Below are 16,326 nucleotides of genomic sequence, written 5' to 3' on the forward strand. Positions count from 1 at the left end.
ATCAGAAATCTTTGCCTGTTGGTGATTGAAAGAAATCTGAGCGGCTTCCCATTGATTGGCGCGACTGAAACTGAGCGGAAGAGATTGACGCCATTTTGCAAGATACGTGGTAAAGCGCTGACGATGGGTTCTTTCAATAAGCCGATTTCGAATCGGGAAAATCTTGTCGTTATCAGAACTGATTGATCGGGAGAAGCGCCGTGGGGCTATATGAGAAGTGGTGTGAGTCCATTAAAGATAATGACGAACGCAAGTATTACTGGACGTATGTCGAGAAGGACGGCGGCCGCGATGATATCCGCGAGGACCTTGCTGAGACCATTCGCTCGCACTACGACCGACTTGAACGCATCGCCGATGACGTAGGGCGACTAGGATACAAGGTTGCTGCCAAGATCCTCAGCGAGGCAATGCCTAATACCCCCAAGGGCCGCTCTGGCGACCTCGGCGAAATCCTTGCGACTGAACTAGTGGAGGAAGAAATCGGTCTGCGGGTACCCGTGCGCCGGCTCCGTTACAAGGACGGCCGTAACATGGCCATGCGCGGCGATGACTTCATCGGCGCGGGCTACCAAGGCAATAAGCTCTGGCTGCTAAAAGGTGAAGCTAAAAGTAACCAGAAGCTTGGCAAAACCACGGTCACCGCCGCCCGCAAGGTCCTCGACCGCGACAATGGCCGCTGCACGCCTGACTCGCTGCTGTTCGTCGCCAATCGCCTGCTGGAGAGCAACGACGCTGGCGATAACGCACTGGGTCGCGACCTGCGCGACGAAGTGGGTCTTAAATCTATGCGAGCCGATCGCATCGACCACATGCTCTTCACCGTTTCGGGTAACGGCCCTCACGCATCCCTGAAAGAGAACCTTGAAGCCGCTGGAGTCAACAGGGACCACTACGTCGTGAACATTCACGTCGAAGACCATCAGGATTTCATTACGGCAATGTACCTAGAGGCGGAAGATCTTGGAGACGACTGAAGAATTAAGCACCTTCCTGACGGCCGCTACAGTTGACGGTATTCTCGGGCGCCTCCTCTATCGCGGTGCAGCTTGGTCGTTGATGCGCGAGGATGGCGTATTGCCGCAAAACGCTCCGCCGCTTGGCGCAACCATCGAAACAGATCTTGCCGAGCACGGTTTTGCCCTGCTTCGAGGCGCAATGGCACTGCGGGCTCAGGCTGGTGCTTCGGAACTCACTGGCAAGGCCTTTGAGCGCGCAGCCAACGCCTTCGAAGCCCTGGTGCGCAATGGTAATCCAGAGTCGCCTGATCGCGGATTCCGCCGCACCATTGCTGCTGCAGCCTACCATCTAGCCGGCTTCTCGGCCGTCGCCTTTTCAATCTTCAACGAGACAGAGGAAGACCTTAACGTCTCACCCGGCGAAATAGCGATCCGACACCTGATACTGCGCGATCTCGACCAACTTCGCGGCTTCGTTCGCGACTGGTTGGATGATGGGGCTCACGGCGATGAGCAGCTCGCGGCGGCACTGCAGGGCGGAGACGCTGACGTCGACGAAGTGCTGTCGACAATTCTCAATACGACGATCTGCCGTGCCCTGGCATTTTTCGACTTCGCGCTTGAGACGGGCGAGGTCGAGCCGATCGAAGCCGCACGAGGGCTCCTTACCACCACTGTCGGGCTTGCCAACAACGCTGAGAACGTCCCGCTGTGGTGGATCTCGAACCTCTGCCGTCACCTGATCGACGACTTGTGGCAACACTCGCTACACCAGAATTTGCCGACTGAGCCACCCGAGGGTGCGGAGGAAAAATATCCCGACCTGCGGCGGTTGTTTATATCTTCACTTTACGCCCGCAAGACCTCAGAGGTGGAGCTATGGCCATCGCAGCGCGAAGCCGCCCAGCGCTCCACAGACGTCACGGACGATCTGGTCGTCGCCCTGCCGACCAGCGCGGGCAAAACACGAGTGGCAGAGATTGCCGCGTTAATGACCCTATCCTCCGCACGCCGGGTGCTAATCGTCACACCGCTGCGCGCTCTTTCGGCCCAGACCGAACGATCTTTCAGGAAGACCTTCGCGCCACTAGGATTTGGTGTCTCTTCTCTCTACGGCGCCAGCGGCCTTTCGGTCGGTGATGAAGACGCCCTCCGCACACGGGAGATCATCATTGCGACGCCCGAAAAACTCGACTTCGCTCTGAGAAGCGACCAGACGCTGATTGACGATGTCGGCCTGATCGTCCTCGACGAAGGCCACATGATCGGTCCTAGTGAGCGCGAAATCCGCTATGAGACGCTCGTGCAGCGCCTACTTCGGCGCACGGATGCGGCAGAGCGCCGAATAGTTTGCCTTTCCGCGATCCTGCCAAGCGGCGACGAACTCGACGACCTTACCGCATGGATTCGTTCCGACGAACCCGGGGAGCCTGTGCGTTCCGACTGGCGCCCAACGCGCCAGAGATTCGGCGTGCTTACTTGGCGAGGTAAGGACGCGTTGCTACGGCTCGATCTAGACGACGATGGCCCCTTCCTTGACAAATTCGTCGCGGAAAAACCAGCGATCGGGAAGGAGAAGAAGCCCTATCCACGCAAGAACTCGCACCTCGCTCTGTTCGCGGCATGGGAGTTCGCGAGCCAGGGCAAGCGCACCTTGATCTTCTCTACCCAAGCAAACTGGGTTGAGAGCTACGGCAAACAAGTCGTGGACCTCTGCAAGCGCGGCTATCTGGACTCGTTGCTGGAAGACGAGGCTCCAATCGCCCGCGCCCTGGAAGTCGGAAAGGAATGGTTGGGCGAGAATCACCCGGCCGTGGCCAGCCTGAAGGTGGGCGTTGCCATTCATCACGGCCGACTGCCGAGCCCGTTCCTACGCGAACTGGAACTGCTCCTATCCGAAGGAGCGCTAAAGGTCATTGTCGCTTCGCCGACGCTCGCGCAGGGCCTCAATCTCAACGCTGCCGTGCTGCTTGTGCCCGCGCTCTATCGCGCCTCCGAGAAGATCAAAGGCGAGGAGTTCGCGAACGTGGCCGGCCGCGCCGGACGTGCATTCGTCGATGTCGAGGGGCTGATCGTCCATGTCATGTTCGACAAAATCAAATGGCGAAAGAAAGAATGGAGGGAACTGGTCGCCTCTGCCAAGGCTAGGACGCTTAAAAGCGGCCTTATCCAGATCGTTGCCGAAATCATTGAGCGTCTATCGCGCGAGGGCGTCTTGGATAGAGATGACGCCTGGGAATATCTCGCCAACGCCCGCGAGGCTTGGAGGTCACTTGACGAAGAAGCAGGGGTGGCAGAACGACTGGCCGCCGCCGTGGAATACGACGCTACCACCGACGATGAAGACGAGACGGACGACGAGGAGGAAACCATCGACGAGGAGCCCCTGTCTCAGCTCGTCGAACGCCTCGATGCCACCGTATTCGGTCTGATCGAAGCCCTAGATGCTGATCGCGCCGATCTACCTAAGCTTCTAGACGAGGCGCTCAGGGGGTCACTCTGGGCTCGCCAAATTGCTCGGGAGGACGAGGATGTCGCTTCCCTGCACCGGAAGGTATTCGAAGCACGCGCTGGTCTCATCTGGAAAGCCACCACCACCCCAACGCGACGCGGGCATTTCGCGATGGGAGTCGGGCTCGAAGCTGGCCTCCTCATCGACGCTATGGAGGACGAGCTGGCCGAACTCATCGACAGGGCAGACAGTGCAGCGTTGAGCGGCGACATCCACGAACTCGCCGATGCTCTCGGCGGACTCGGCGAACGCCTGCTGTTCATGCGGCCTTTCATCCCTGACAAGGCGAACGCGCTGCCGCCGAACTGGAAAGCTATCCTACGTAGTTGGGTGTCCGGGGAAGAAGTCTCCAAGATCGGACCGCAGAACATGCGGGCGGTCGAAGATGCCTTCACCTATCGGCTAGTCTGGGCGCTAGAAGCCGTCCGCACCCGGCGCATGTCCTTCGGCTGGTCGCCGGATACGGTGGCGGGCGGTGCTGCGGCTGCGGTCGAAACCGGTGTCCCCCAGTTCATGATGGCGATGCTGATCCGCGCAGGCCTGCCGTCACGGCGCGCGGCAATGGCGGCCATCGAAGATGCTGAGCCACTCTTCGTCACGCCCGCAGAAATGCGGGCCTGGCTTGAATCCGACGAGATTACGGCCAAAACCGACGCAGGCGACTGGCCAACACCCGACACCTCCGCGTTATGGGCACGCTTCCGAACCGAAGCTCTCAGCGGAGGCATCCAGAAATGGTCAGTCGAACGCTACAAGCGCCTACTCGATACCGAGTCCTCCCCGCCCGCTGGCCTCTATCGAATCCTCACCGACGAAGGGGACGCGCGGACTTGGCTGGCAACCCCCGACTACCAGCGGATCGCCGTCTTCAGGAAGCCAGCGGTTGATCCCAAGCCCAGCCTATTCTCGGGACGGTTACCGGGCAAAACCCGGCTCGTGGATGCTCTACGCGTCGGCCGCGGAAAGTTGCGTTGGCCAGCTGCCGACGCCTAAAAGGGAACGGCCAAGATGCGGTATGCCTGGATCGACGACCAGAAGCGCGCACCTGTCGCGAATGGAGAGCGAACAACCTGCCGCGACTGTGGCGACGTACTAGCCGAAACGATGATCTACGAAATGGAACGCCGCGGCGAGTTTCGGCGTCGCTTCAATCTAACGCCACGCTACGTAGTGTGGGCCTTAGCCGAAGTAGAAGCGTGGCTCGAGGAACGCAAACAATCCTCGCGCTCCGGCAGCAGATTAACAGGGCCAGACGTCACACTACGCAGGACTCGCCCCGTCAATGGGCTCATTGCAGTATCAGATAACGGCCCCTAACTTCTGTTGCTGGGCCCAGACGTTTCGAACCGACGGCGATACTCTTCCGCCCCAAGAGCCATCACCTCAACGTCATGCTCGTTCACGTCGATAGCGTTCTTTACACTAAGCTCCCGCTTGAGGATAGCAAGCTCTGGAATAAGCTTCGGCTCAACCCCTCCATTAAATATCGCGGGAAGAAGCAAATACGCGCATGACTGCCTGTAAATATCAAGAAAGCGGCTCATGTTGACATCAGTTTCTGCATACATGGTTTGCATACGTGATGCCATCATGAAGATCTTGCCTGACGTTTCGCCCTCATCATTAGAAAGCCTGGAAGTGATAAGAACACGGTAATGCGCCGGATGTTTAACGGAGATTCCCCGCAGAATCGCCATGTAAATTTCGTCCTGCTTATCGACCATTCCTAGACGTTCACGCCAACGTGCAAAGATCTTCCTGGCGGCACATCCTCGTGCTTAAACATGAGCGCAACCGCTGGTGGATACGAGGGTCCCTAATGAGTAAAAGCAGTTCCGGTCCAACCTGCTTGATTCCAAAGATGAACATCTATAACAGAGCGAACACCAAGATCACGATGGTCCCTTGCTGGGAACGGGGCACCTCGTTTTCCTATCGCCCGGAAGATCAGATGTTATGCCCGTTACACATGGTCCGGATACCTTCAACGTTGTTACAGATGAACCGCGACTTACCGTGCATCTGGATCTGGACGTCCTCAATCCGGACGTCTTCCGCTCGCTGCTGTTCCCGGAGCCCGAACCTGAATTTGACTGGCAGGCGGTCTACCCGGTAGGGAAATTAAATCTCTCCCAGACACTCAGAATAATTAGTGATGTCTCAGCAGAAACAAGAATTTTGATTATTGGTATTACCGAACATCTGCCGTGGGATGCCTGGAACCTTAAGGCGTTACTCAACAAACTGCCCTCTGCTTGATGAATAAGTGTTTTTTGTAAATATCTGCCCGCGGGGCCGCTGACGTTCATGCGGATTGTTATATCGTCAGATCAAGGTATCCCTGAAGATGTGGCCACCTGTCGCGTATTTTTTTCGGAAAAAGACGTACTCCTGATTAGAACGGTTAGATTTACCTGATGCATCACGACTGAATGTATCAGTAATAATAACAGGCTATATGGAAAGGGCTCCTGGTGCCTCGACACCCAAGAAAATACATAAAGTGTAATGCTTTTTGTAAAATTCCTTATAACACTCCCTGTTAAACATTACATTTTTGTCAGCGACTAGTGAGAAGATGGAACAGTCAAAAAACCAAGTTTGCACGGGGCAATTCTGTTTTCGTTAGATTGCCCGTTGCCTCTTAGTCTCGGCCAGTAAGCTCTGGGCTAACCCTGCAGCAAAACGCTGACGACCAACAAGCTCATCTTCGTCTTCGTCGTTTTCGCCGTGGAAGCGTGCATAAGCAACAGCTCCCACCTTCCCATAGCCTTCACCATGCTCGTCGTCCCCAAAACGTCTGCCGAGCGCCGCTAGCCCGTCCTTCAAGGCTTCTGGGTGCAGCTCTGAACGAATAGAGCTGCGACTTCCTCTATCGAGCCTGAGTATCTGATCACGTGGATTAGGTCAGCGGCATCCTTCCACTCTAGGCGTTGATCCAGAACCAGTGCGTTTCAAAATTACAAATGCTGGCACGTCCGTAAATCTCGCTATATTTGCTGATAGATCTTGTCGCCTGTCCTATAGCTGACAACGTGGAGCCTAGATGAAAATGTGGAGTGTCAGACTTTTCATCTGCTAATTAATGATATAATGCGCCATCAAATTGAGAGATATTCATGAAAAATCAGGTTGATATCAAACTCCAAAGATTGATAAGGGCGCGGTATGACGCCGTGTTCGAAAATTGGAGTGAATGGAAATGGTTAGAAATCGGGCCTGGCGGCGCCACCATATATCTCGGTTAAAATCCAAAAGAAAAACTATCGAACTGCGGTGGCTAAAACACCGAAAGTTGTAGGGGAAATTTACCAAGCACCTTGTTCATGTTCTTGTTATATTTGTGGTAATCAACGAATCAAACATGCAAGAACGCCGAGCAAAGTCTTGGCACACTGATTAATTTAGATTAAGTATTTAAGAAAATTGTCAGGCTAGTTTTGACACCAATGTATCTCCAAGCTGGAGAGAATGGTACCTAGGTCACTTTAGTATCGACAACCCCCTACAACATAGGCCAAAAGCTGTGTAGTAGGGGGCTATCTCAACGGAAAGACTCAGACGAATCTCGCCAAGCATAATTCCCATGCATAGGGCAATCATACCTGTTAGCGCTGGTGTGTGCGGCTGCCAACAGCCATTAAGGGTGCCTGATGCGCTCCCTCTCAGTATACAGCGTTGCTAAGTTTCGCGTCCAGTTCCTTTGCAAAATCAAAGTCATTCCATTTTGTAAACCAATATTCATTTAATGAGATAATTCTTTTCACACAAGATTTATCAATACCATAACGAGAAAGCAAAGATTTTTTAAAAGAAACAGGTATGTAAGGACAAGCTATTAGATCCAACGTTAAGTGAACCATTTCAGACTCATTTAGAAGAGTATCAATTTTCATGCTATAAATGTTTTCAATATGAAGCAAAAGATGTTTCCTGACTCCATCATATCTTTTTTTGTCACTCATATAAAACAATAAAGAAGTAATAGAAAAGTAATTTAAGTTATCATCAAATGTGTAGGCATCTCCATCAAAGCCAATATTAAAATATTTTATTAAGCTTTTCTCGCCTAGCCAATAATATTTACCAAGCTGCCTGATTAACACCAGCAAATACAAAGTTTCAATAGGTGTTGTTTTATCAACAGAATATTTGTCTAAAATAGAACACGAGTTATCGAATACGCATTTGAATACAATATGTTGATATTCCTCGCCTAACTTTTGATCTTTAACAAACATAATTACTTGCTGAATTATCCTGCATAATTTTATGGTGCTATTCACTTTCGGGGCAACTGCATATATAAAATATGTGAAATTCACCACAGATACAATAGCATTAATTAGTTGGCGGTCACCAGTTTCCTCTTTTGATAGTTCTTTATAATCTTTAAAAAGTGTCTTGATTTTCCTTTCAATTATAGACAATGAATAGTTTAAGATATCCGAATATGTTATGCCTGATACAGAAAGTATCGATTTAAAGTCGGTAGATAAACTATTTTGATGTATATAGACATTGCCTTTATTTGAATCTTCGTCTAAAGAATCATTGTCAATGATGTTATAAGATATTCTTTCAGATATCAAATTCGCTATTTTTTTCTTGGAAATAGTTATGGGAGTTATTATTGGACGGGAAAATTTCTCTTCTTTATATTTATTCAAACTTAGCTTGTAAGTTTTTAAATTTGTCTGAGCACTTATTCTAATTTTATTGAACACATCATCATCATTATAAAAAATGAAATAGTCATCGACATAGCGATATATTTGGTAATCTCCCCCAAGAACTAAACCCTCTTTATTAAGATCATTAATTATATTGTTATCCACTGACTGCATTATTATCTCTGCAAAAATTCTGGATAATTCCGGTCCAATTATTATGCCATTTGTTTCGTTGTAGTTAGACCTCTGCATTAATTGATCAAATTTAAATGGGAATGTCGATTTTGTCTTATTTAACTGTTGTTTTGCATAATTTTTTTGCAAAACAGCCCATGAAATTGAGTGGGTATATATTGAATCAAAACAGTTCGATACATCTAATTTAGAGAGGAAATTAAAACGTTTTTCACACCAATGATGATCTTCAGATTCATAAAACTCAAAAATATTACGATATTTCTTATAAACAAAAAAAGATTTTAAATTTTCATAATCCTGACCTTCAACCTCAATACTTAAATCTTCTTTCTCAAAACTTTCAATAAGAGACTTGGAATCGATGTAAGTACAACCAGCGACCCTTTTTGCTGATCTGAGGCTGAGTGGGCTAACATTAGAATAGTATGTTATTAAATCTTTATAATTTCTATAAAAATCAACACCTAATAACTGCCCCTTAGGATGCATTAGAGACAAATATCTGTATTCTTTATGTTTATGCGAAATTGGAAAAGTAAAGGCAATACTAGGCAGTTTAGCATGCTCGATATTTGTTTTAATATAACTAATGCCATCAACAACTATTTCAACTGTTGCAGTGCCCTTTTCAAGCCCCAATAAAAGTAGTATTAAACTATTTAAACAGTCATCTCTCTTTAACCATATAAAATTCAATCCATCATGTTTTATTTGATACTTAACAATAAAGTTATAAAAATGTCTATTTGAAAAAATAATAGGAACTTCATATGGTAAAAAATCGGAAAGAACTACTCGTTCTATAGGGAAATTTATAGATAATGCTTTTTTAGACATGTGACCATCCCTTAGATATCTCGCTAAATTCGATGAAACTAAATTTCCTGAAAACTTTATCTTCAAAACCTTTACTAAAAGAAAATCTACTAATTCTTTTTTTAAGTTTCTGATCTTGCAATCCATTTATTTTATTCGACAAATAAGCATCTAATCCACTTAAGTCAGATAAATCAGTTATGAATCGATTGCTAAAATATATGCCAACAAAAGCTTTTGACTTACTATTATAAAGCCGAGTATTTCCGGTAAGAAACTTCATTCTAAGCAAAATATTTTTTGCTGCTCTCTTCGGTGTTTTACTAACACTCTGATTATATTCATCAAATGTTTTATCAATTCGACCTCTAATTTTTTGAACTTTATTAGAACTCATTTTTATACTACAACCTCCAGCTGTTAGCTGAAATTTATATCCTAGATATTCAAAGTTTTTATTAGTTTGTGTAAATAAATCCAATTCTTTTGTTTTATTATTTAGGAACAATCCACGATCATTTATAATATTAGTGATTTTGGGGAGATAGTCATCTGTATTCCCCCCTTTATTTGGCGAGAAAACTACTATCAAGTCATCTACAAATCGTTCATAATAAGTAACATCTGGTAAGGTTCTTATTTTATCATCTACAACACTCATATACAGCTCAGATAAATACGAACTTATGCCTACACCACGAGGCACCCCTTTATCTAATCCAGTTAAAGCCTGATATTTTCTAATTAGCTGAGTAATCACCCGACGTGGAGGAACAGATAATTTAGGTGATGAATGTAACATATCTAATAAAGACTTATGATTTATAGATTCATAAAAACTTTCAACATCGGCCCTAATTATATACTTTGGACTCATTTCCTTAGCCAAAGCGCTTAGGCGACTGATAATCAGATCCCTATTATTTGATTTTATTGTATATAACGCGCTTAAAATACACTTTATTTGCCGAGACACAAATAATTCTTCAACTGAATTTCCAATTGAATATACACTTTTATTTTTCACTTGTTGTGGCAATAACGTCAAAGGTAACGTGTACCCTTTTACACTGACATTACTTGCAATAATCTTCAACTTTTCATTTACTTCATTATTATATTGTTCTTTCCTTAGTTTAATATGCGCATTAATTATATTTTTCTTTTCTTCAAATTTAGCAGCGCTAATCTGACCACTTTTAAGTCTTCTTGAGTGCCAGTAAATAAAAGCTTTTAACCTTATCATTTTCTTCCTAATTTTATAAGCATCAGGAAAGTGTTCAACTTCTATAGTACCTTTGTTTTTCCTATCTAGGTCGTATATTCTTCTAAAATTTTTTGCTGAAAAAGACTGATCAATCATTTTCAATCTCCTTTATGATCAATATTACGAAAAATTTTTCTACCGTGATTATCATCGTTTTTCACCGTCAGAACGTTCCCGGTCAATCTTTATCAACCGAGTATTAAGTTGATGTTCTGTCATTCCATGTTTGTATGCATTGTATTACCAGATCACAAACTGCTGTTTGAACCTCCGGTTCTCTTTCTTAAGCTCTTCTCTATAAGGAATTGAGCCAGAGCATGCCGTATTTCTGCTCCCGAGCCTCAAATGCGTGGCGGCCCCCTTCAAGCACATCGCAAATTGCTTTGCGCATGCTGTTTGGTGCGTCATGATCGCCGTACTCCAGTGCCCCTGCACGGTAACTGATCATCTCTTCATCGTTTGTGGCAATGATCACCTGTTCCGCATCACAATTCACCACTAGGTTAGCGTTATGAGTCACTATGATGACCTGACGGTACTGTTTGATTTTCCGGAACAGCGGCACCAGATTGTGCATGATGAAATCGTTATCCAGATCATCCTCCGGCTGGTCGAAGACAAAAGGTGAGCCAAACGCATCCGTAGCCAGTTTGAGACAGACGTAAAAGGTTCCGCGCTGACCGGCAGACAGTTTCTCGACGGTTTTTCCCTTGTATTCAAACTCTGCCCTGACGCTCAGGTATTGCTGGATATGTTCCGGGTTGAATAGGAAGCTCAGAAGGGCATATGGTCCCGGGCTGTTAAAGTACTCAATGCGCCACAGAAATTCTTCAATGGTGAGTTTCCTGTCTGGGCATTCCGGCAGTGCCATTACAGGAGCGTTGGAGAGCAGTGCATGTAAATCAGCAATGGTTTGCACTTGGAACACATCGCGTAGCCTTTCAACAGATGTCAGTTCAGCGGAAGCCCTGAACCGGCCGCGGTTCATATGATCCAGCAAGCCGCTGTAAAACGCCGCTACATCAAAATGCGGCCGGCCGTAAATACGAATGTCCGTCAGAATATCTCGGATCAGCGCCTGCTGATCTTCAGTCAGGTGTGGTCTGGTGGACAGAGAGCCATAAGCAGTATCGATAATTTCCTGCCTTGTCAGCAGCGTGTCAATAAACGCGGTAGCCAGTACGCCTCGCTGGAGTAATTCCTGCTGATACTGTGTCTCCCGGGCGTCAATAGTGCCCAAGTGTTCATCTGCACGATCCGCCTGCAGCTGATATTCCTGCACCTTCTCCAGTAATCCAGCGATATCCTGCCCTAACCCCTGCTCCTGAAACGATGAAATGATACGGCGATCATCCTCGGCAAGCCGGGCTGTATGCTCGTCAATGCTGGCCAGCTTTGTCCCGACGGCGGCATCAAGCAATGACAGATCAGGGTACGGGATAACCGTGCCGTCATCGACGGCAGCATTGACGGCGTCAACTTTTGTAATTAGATCCCGAGCGACGGTTTCAATCGCTGTTTGCAGCCCGGTGGCGTGTTTTCTTGCCTGTGTCAGGGTGGCCTGCCGGCCGCTGTTGTCACGAAATCGCGCGATCAGCTCCCTGTTACGGTTGCTGGTCAGGACATCAATTTTTTCCCGGGCCGTTCTCGCCATGGCTTCCTGAAATGCCCGCGTATTGATCGGCTCATCACGCTCATTTTTAAAGGTAAGAAACTCACGCCATGCGCGCCAGGCACTGAGGTTTTCGTTCAGCTGAATGCCCGTACTGCCGGCCTCATGGTGAGGAGACAGTCGCAGCATTTTTTTAATCTCGTCGCTGATAAGACCGGGTTCCTGGCAGAGTTTTTTGATCTCGCCCTGCGATACGTGAAGGTATTCATATCCTTCTGAATGTGCATCAAAGCGCACTTTTTCCCCGTTGGCCTTGTCCAGTTCAACGCAGAGATTCTGCACATTCACCGCACGTTGCTCACTTCCTCTGGTGGCGGCTCCGGCAAACCGGGAGCGAAGCGCATCGAGGAGCAGACTTTTTCCGGTTCCCCGGCCTCCGATAATGGCGACCATGTCCTGGCTCAGGGGGATTGCCAGTTGCCGGAAACGGATCTCCTGCCCGTCAAAAATTGTCCCTTCCACCTCGATCTTACTGAAGTGGGCCTTGGGTGTGCGAGTGGCTAGCCAGTCATCCCCTATCCTCAGTCGAGACTCGGGTTCAAGTAGGGCTTGCCGGAGTCCCTCAAAAGTCGGCATCGCCTTTACCCACGTATAACGCCCGCCAATCTGTGCCATGCTGTGCGCGTCCGAACACAGAAAGACGGGTTTGATTGTGGCGCCGGGATAACGGTCGGTCCGCAGGTAAAATGCACGATCGGCGGCACCACCGAAAATTATTTGTCCCTGGCGGTCAATCTCGGTCGCGGCGGCTACGGACCGTCCGGTGCCCCCCGGACGATATCCGCCGTAACCGTTGGGGCACACTGCAATTAGAAAATCCTGGAATGGACGCAGCGCGGAATTAAGATGGGAAGTCAGCTCTGACAGTGCAACAGTGATGGTATCGACACCGTGCCCGCTGTCGCCAAGGCTTTTCTCACAGCAGTAGACATTCTTCCCCTCACCATCCGTCAGCCTGATCGGCAGGCGGGAAAGGGCTTCATTGATGCGCTCGGTTGAGAGCTTTTCTGAAAAGAGAATATGGATGTTAATGAACTGGTCATCCCGGTTCTGCTGATCGAGACGGAATTCCACGTTGGCAAGTACCGTGATCGCCAGACCCTGCCGGGCAATCTCCTCCCGGATGATTTCCAGTTCGTTCTGCCGGAAATAAAAGTAGTTCGTCACAGCGATGAGGGACAGCTGATGCGCCCCCAGCGTGCCAACGTAATTCTCAATATCATCCGGAGTATAGCTGTTGGCCAGCCATGTCAGGGGACTGTGGATGTGTAAATCCCATTTATTCCATTGTGAGCCTATCACCGGCGTATCCTTCATACAGAAAGTGTCTCCGCCATCTTAATGAGGTTGAAACGTCCCGGCTACGTGATTAACGCACTCGCGTGAAGCAGATTTGATCCGGCGCGCTTTTTTCGTTTCCTGAGGGCAGAAAAATGAAGTGACCCGTTCCCCGTTGAACAACACATATGGATGTTAATCACTTCCGCTTTTGGCACACAGCGGACCGTTTGCTTTGCATCGAATGTTTAATCTTTTTTTCATCAAATGGCCCTCCGCTTCATCTTTCACGCCAGCACATCAGGTTGAACGGTTACCGGGATCACGACTCCGTAATTACCTATTTTTCTTTTTTAAAATTTTGTCCGCCAATCCTGCACCAATTTTACCTTTCATTGCTTTCAATATTTTTAAAAGAGTAAGTTCATTCTTGTTACGCAACTTCCTTTTAACGTAAAACTCTTGATATTCCTCAGGCAATATCTCTGATAACAGATATCTTTTCATTAATTCAATTGGTTCAATTAATAAACCTTTCGCTTGTTCTTCATTCAAAGCAGGAAGCATTAAGAAGAATAAAGGGTTTAAACGCTCTGTTATTGCGATCAAACGTTTTAAATAATGTTGCGGAACACCTCTTATTGCGAAATGCGGTGCCTGCTCAAATTCATTTAGAAAGTCGATTGCTTCACGCTTTGAAAAGAATAAAGGCATTACATCTCTTCCGTTATGTTTTTGTGCAAACTTGTAGTATGAACCTGAAACATTATCTTCCTCTCTTTCCATCAAAATCCAAAAAGGCTCACCGACCCAGTCTTTTGTAGGTAAAATTGAATTTATCAAATAATCAGCAACCAAAATGTTAAATCTTGGTAAATCTTCAGTTTTCAACAAAGTAATGCCATGTTTTTCAGCGTATTCTTTTGCACCACTTTGGTAACCAGACTTACTAACTATAACCCCAATAATATTTCCAATATCAGTAATTTTGTTGCAAAATGGCATAATAGTATCACGATCAAGCGGGCGATTGTGATATTTGCACTCTATCGCTACACGATGTATAAAGCCTGCATTTTCAAATTGGTAAAATACATCAATTTGATATTCACCTTTTAATCCTTTAAGGATAACGTTACGACTAACTTCTACTCCATTATCTCGAGGGTTAAGCAAGGTCGAGTAGACATATTGGGTATAACTTTCTAAATCATTCCAATTTTTAAGCATTGACATTGCTCCCTAATAAAATCATTAAAATAGAGTGCCTGTTGTACTCTAATAGTATATGCTCTGCTAATTATGATAACAATAATATTATACTTCCACCGAGGAACTTTAAGTTCCTTCAGGGAAATGTCTGACATAGCCGGAAATAGTTTTTACTTCTCATAGTTTCAACCCTCATTTACCACATTGGCTGCACCTATACCGACTTCAGCTTTCTCATGCTCTTCTCGTTAACAACGTCCGCTTCAGGCACATGCTGTGTGAAAACTCTAACTACAAACTATAGGACGTGCGTCTACGCGAGAACTGCGATTTGTTCCCTGGTAAGAACTCGCAGATTTAACTTAAATACGCTGGTTTTGTCTCGCATTCGGTTATTGCTTTGAGCTAAGCCGGTTTTCACACAGCCTGAACACAGAGCAGACTGCCCTTGTAGATACGATCATAGTAACGATCACCAAATGCACGAGACCGCTCAAATCAGGTTTATATAACCAACTTCGATTGGTGGTCATTTTGGTGGTCTTGACAGGATAAGAATTTAAGTTTAGTTTACTTATTAGCCAGTTACTGGCAAAGGCGATCCCAGTCAGAGGAGCCAAATTTGAAAAGCCTGCTTTTAAAGCAGGCTTTTTGCTTTTCTGCGTTCCGTAAAACTGCCGGGTGGCGGCTTCGCTTTACCCGGCCTGGTGAACCCTAATCTGGCTAAATCTGATAATCAATCGCCACTTCTTCTGGCTCCATCACCTGGCGTTTGATCTCATCCACCGACAGCCCCGCATTGCATAGCTCGATAAACCGCCACACATAGTTTCGCTGTAACTGCCCGCGTTTCAGGCCGAGCCAGACGGTGTTGGCATCGAACAGATGCCGGGTATCGAGGCGCACAAGATTTCCCACCTCACGCTCGCCGCCGGACTGCTCCGCCACAAGGCCTATCCCCAACCCCAGCTCAACATAGGTTTTGATCACGTCGGAGTCCTGCGCGCTCAGCACCACGTCCGGCGTCAACCCTTTGCGGTTGAACGCCTCATCAATACGTGAACGCCCGGTAATCCCTTGTCGATAGGTAATAAGCGGCCATTTGCCGATCTCTTCGAGAGTCAGCGGCGAAACCTGATTAAGCGGATGGTCAACCGGCAGCAGCAGGCTGTGATACCAGCGGAACCACGGGAAGGCCACCAGCAGCGGATCGTTACTCAGACGCTCACTCGCAATCCCGATATCTGCCCCGCCGTTTTGCAGCAATACTTCAATTTCCTGAGGCGTACCCTGGATAAGCTCCAGACGCACATCAGGGAAAAGTTCGCGAAACGCTTTAATCACCGGCGGCAAACTGTAACGTGCCTGGGTGTGGGTAGTGGCAATGGTCAGCACACCGGAAGCGTCGTTGGTGAAGAGATCGGCCAGGCGGCGAACGTTACTGGCCTCGTTGAGAATTCGCTCAGCGATGGTCAGTAACGCTTTACCGGGCTCCGTCATACCAAGCAGACGCTTACCACGACGAATAAAGATCTCAATCCCAAGCTCCTCTTCCAGCTCGCGGATATGGCGGCTGACGCCGGACTGAGAGGTATAAAGCATGTTGGCAACTTCGGTCAGGTTGTAATCCCGCCGCGCTGCCTCACGGATAATTTTAAGTTGCTGGAAATTCACGATTCACTCCGGCGCATCTGACATAGCTCTATTGTTAGAGTTAGCTGACCCGCAGAACAAATAAT

At 47.7% G+C, this 16,326-nt stretch carries 10 protein-coding genes; 4 read left to right on the forward strand and 6 right to left on the reverse strand.

The genetic code is table 11. The features are described from left to right. Positions 1–200: 200 nt before the first annotated feature. The 3 genes from HV107_RS00475 (at position 201) to HV107_RS00485 (ending at position 4,788) form a co-directional block, all read left to right on the forward strand. Positions 201–977 (forward strand): DUF1837 domain-containing protein, encoded by a 777-nt coding sequence (locus HV107_RS00475; protein WP_151711919.1) that lies wholly within the window; start codon positions 201–203, stop codon positions 975–977. Further along, the gene (locus tag HV107_RS00480) at positions 964–4,464 is read left to right on the forward strand and encodes a DEAD/DEAH box helicase (RefSeq protein ID WP_182061627.1); all 3,501 of its coding nucleotides are present in this window, start codon (positions 964–966) and stop codon (positions 4,462–4,464) included. The genes HV107_RS00475 and HV107_RS00480 overlap by 14 nt, the downstream gene beginning before the upstream one ends. Positions 4,465–4,575: 111 nt before the next feature. Then, on the forward strand, positions 4,576–4,788 hold the full coding sequence (locus tag HV107_RS00485) for an AlpA family phage regulatory protein (RefSeq protein ID WP_223226875.1): 213 nt from the start codon (positions 4,576–4,578) through the stop codon (positions 4,786–4,788). On the opposite strand, the gene HV107_RS00490 is transcribed toward HV107_RS00485, so the two are convergent. Further along, positions 4,785–5,195: a hypothetical protein gene (locus tag HV107_RS00490; protein WP_182061628.1), complete on the reverse strand. Its 411-nt coding sequence runs from the start codon at positions 5,193–5,195 to the stop codon at positions 4,785–4,787. The genes HV107_RS00485 and HV107_RS00490 overlap by 4 nt on opposite strands. Positions 5,196–5,427: 232 nt before the next feature. Between HV107_RS00490 and HV107_RS00495 the strand changes: the two genes are divergently transcribed. Continuing rightward, positions 5,428–5,730: a hypothetical protein gene (locus HV107_RS00495; RefSeq protein ID WP_182061629.1), complete on the forward strand. Its 303-nt coding sequence runs from the start codon at positions 5,428–5,430 to the stop codon at positions 5,728–5,730. Between the two features lie 1,406 nt (positions 5,731–7,136). Here the strand turns inward: HV107_RS00495 and drt3b are convergent. From drt3b to cbl, 5 genes are all read right to left on the reverse strand, one after another. Further along, entirely contained in the window at positions 7,137–9,179 is a 2,043-nt protein-coding gene (gene drt3b, locus HV107_RS00500) for an antiviral reverse transcriptase Drt3b (RefSeq protein ID WP_182061630.1), read from the reverse strand. Then, positions 9,172–10,521, reverse strand: coding sequence for an antiviral reverse transcriptase Drt3a (drt3a, locus tag HV107_RS00505; RefSeq protein WP_151711915.1), 1,350 nt, complete (start codon positions 10,519–10,521; stop codon positions 9,172–9,174). The genes drt3b and drt3a overlap by 8 nt, the downstream gene beginning before the upstream one ends. A 199-nt stretch (positions 10,522–10,720) precedes the next feature. Next, positions 10,721–13,399 (reverse strand): TrlF family AAA-like ATPase, encoded by a 2,679-nt coding sequence (locus HV107_RS00510; protein ID WP_151711945.1) that lies wholly within the window; start codon positions 13,397–13,399, stop codon positions 10,721–10,723. A 312-nt stretch (positions 13,400–13,711) separates the two neighbouring features. Beyond that, positions 13,712–14,605 carry a restriction endonuclease gene (locus HV107_RS00515; protein WP_172972901.1) on the reverse strand — a complete coding sequence of 298 codons (894 nt, stop codon included), beginning with the start codon at positions 14,603–14,605 and terminating at the stop codon, positions 13,712–13,714. A 705-nt stretch (positions 14,606–15,310) separates the two neighbouring features. Then, positions 15,311–16,261, reverse strand: coding sequence for an HTH-type transcriptional regulator Cbl (cbl, locus tag HV107_RS00520; protein WP_182061631.1), 951 nt, complete (start codon positions 16,259–16,261; stop codon positions 15,311–15,313). Positions 16,262–16,326 lie beyond the last annotated feature (65 nt).

Source organism: Enterobacter sp. RHBSTW-00175 (assembly GCF_013927005.1).
Taxonomy (GTDB): domain Bacteria; phylum Pseudomonadota; class Gammaproteobacteria; order Enterobacterales; family Enterobacteriaceae; genus Enterobacter.

What these genes read in the sequence shown, in the direction of transcription:
- HV107_RS00485 (WP_223226875.1), top strand. Translation starts at nt 4,576, where the DNA reads ATGATCTACGAAATGGAACGCCGCGGCGAGTTTCGGCGTCGCTTCAAT.
- HV107_RS00490 (WP_182061628.1), bottom strand. Translation starts at nt 5,195, where the DNA reads ATGGTCGATAAGCAGGACGAAATTTACATGGCGATTCTGCGGGGAATC.
- HV107_RS00495 (WP_182061629.1), top strand. Translation starts at nt 5,428, where the DNA reads ATGCCCGTTACACATGGTCCGGATACCTTCAACGTTGTTACAGATGAA.
- drt3b (WP_182061630.1), bottom strand. Translation starts at nt 9,179, where the DNA reads ATGTCTAAAAAAGCATTATCTATAAATTTCCCTATAGAACGAGTAGTT.
- drt3a (WP_151711915.1), bottom strand. Translation starts at nt 10,521, where the DNA reads ATGATTGATCAGTCTTTTTCAGCAAAAAATTTTAGAAGAATATACGAC.
- HV107_RS00515 (WP_172972901.1), bottom strand. Translation starts at nt 14,605, where the DNA reads ATGCTTAAAAATTGGAATGATTTAGAAAGTTATACCCAATATGTCTAC.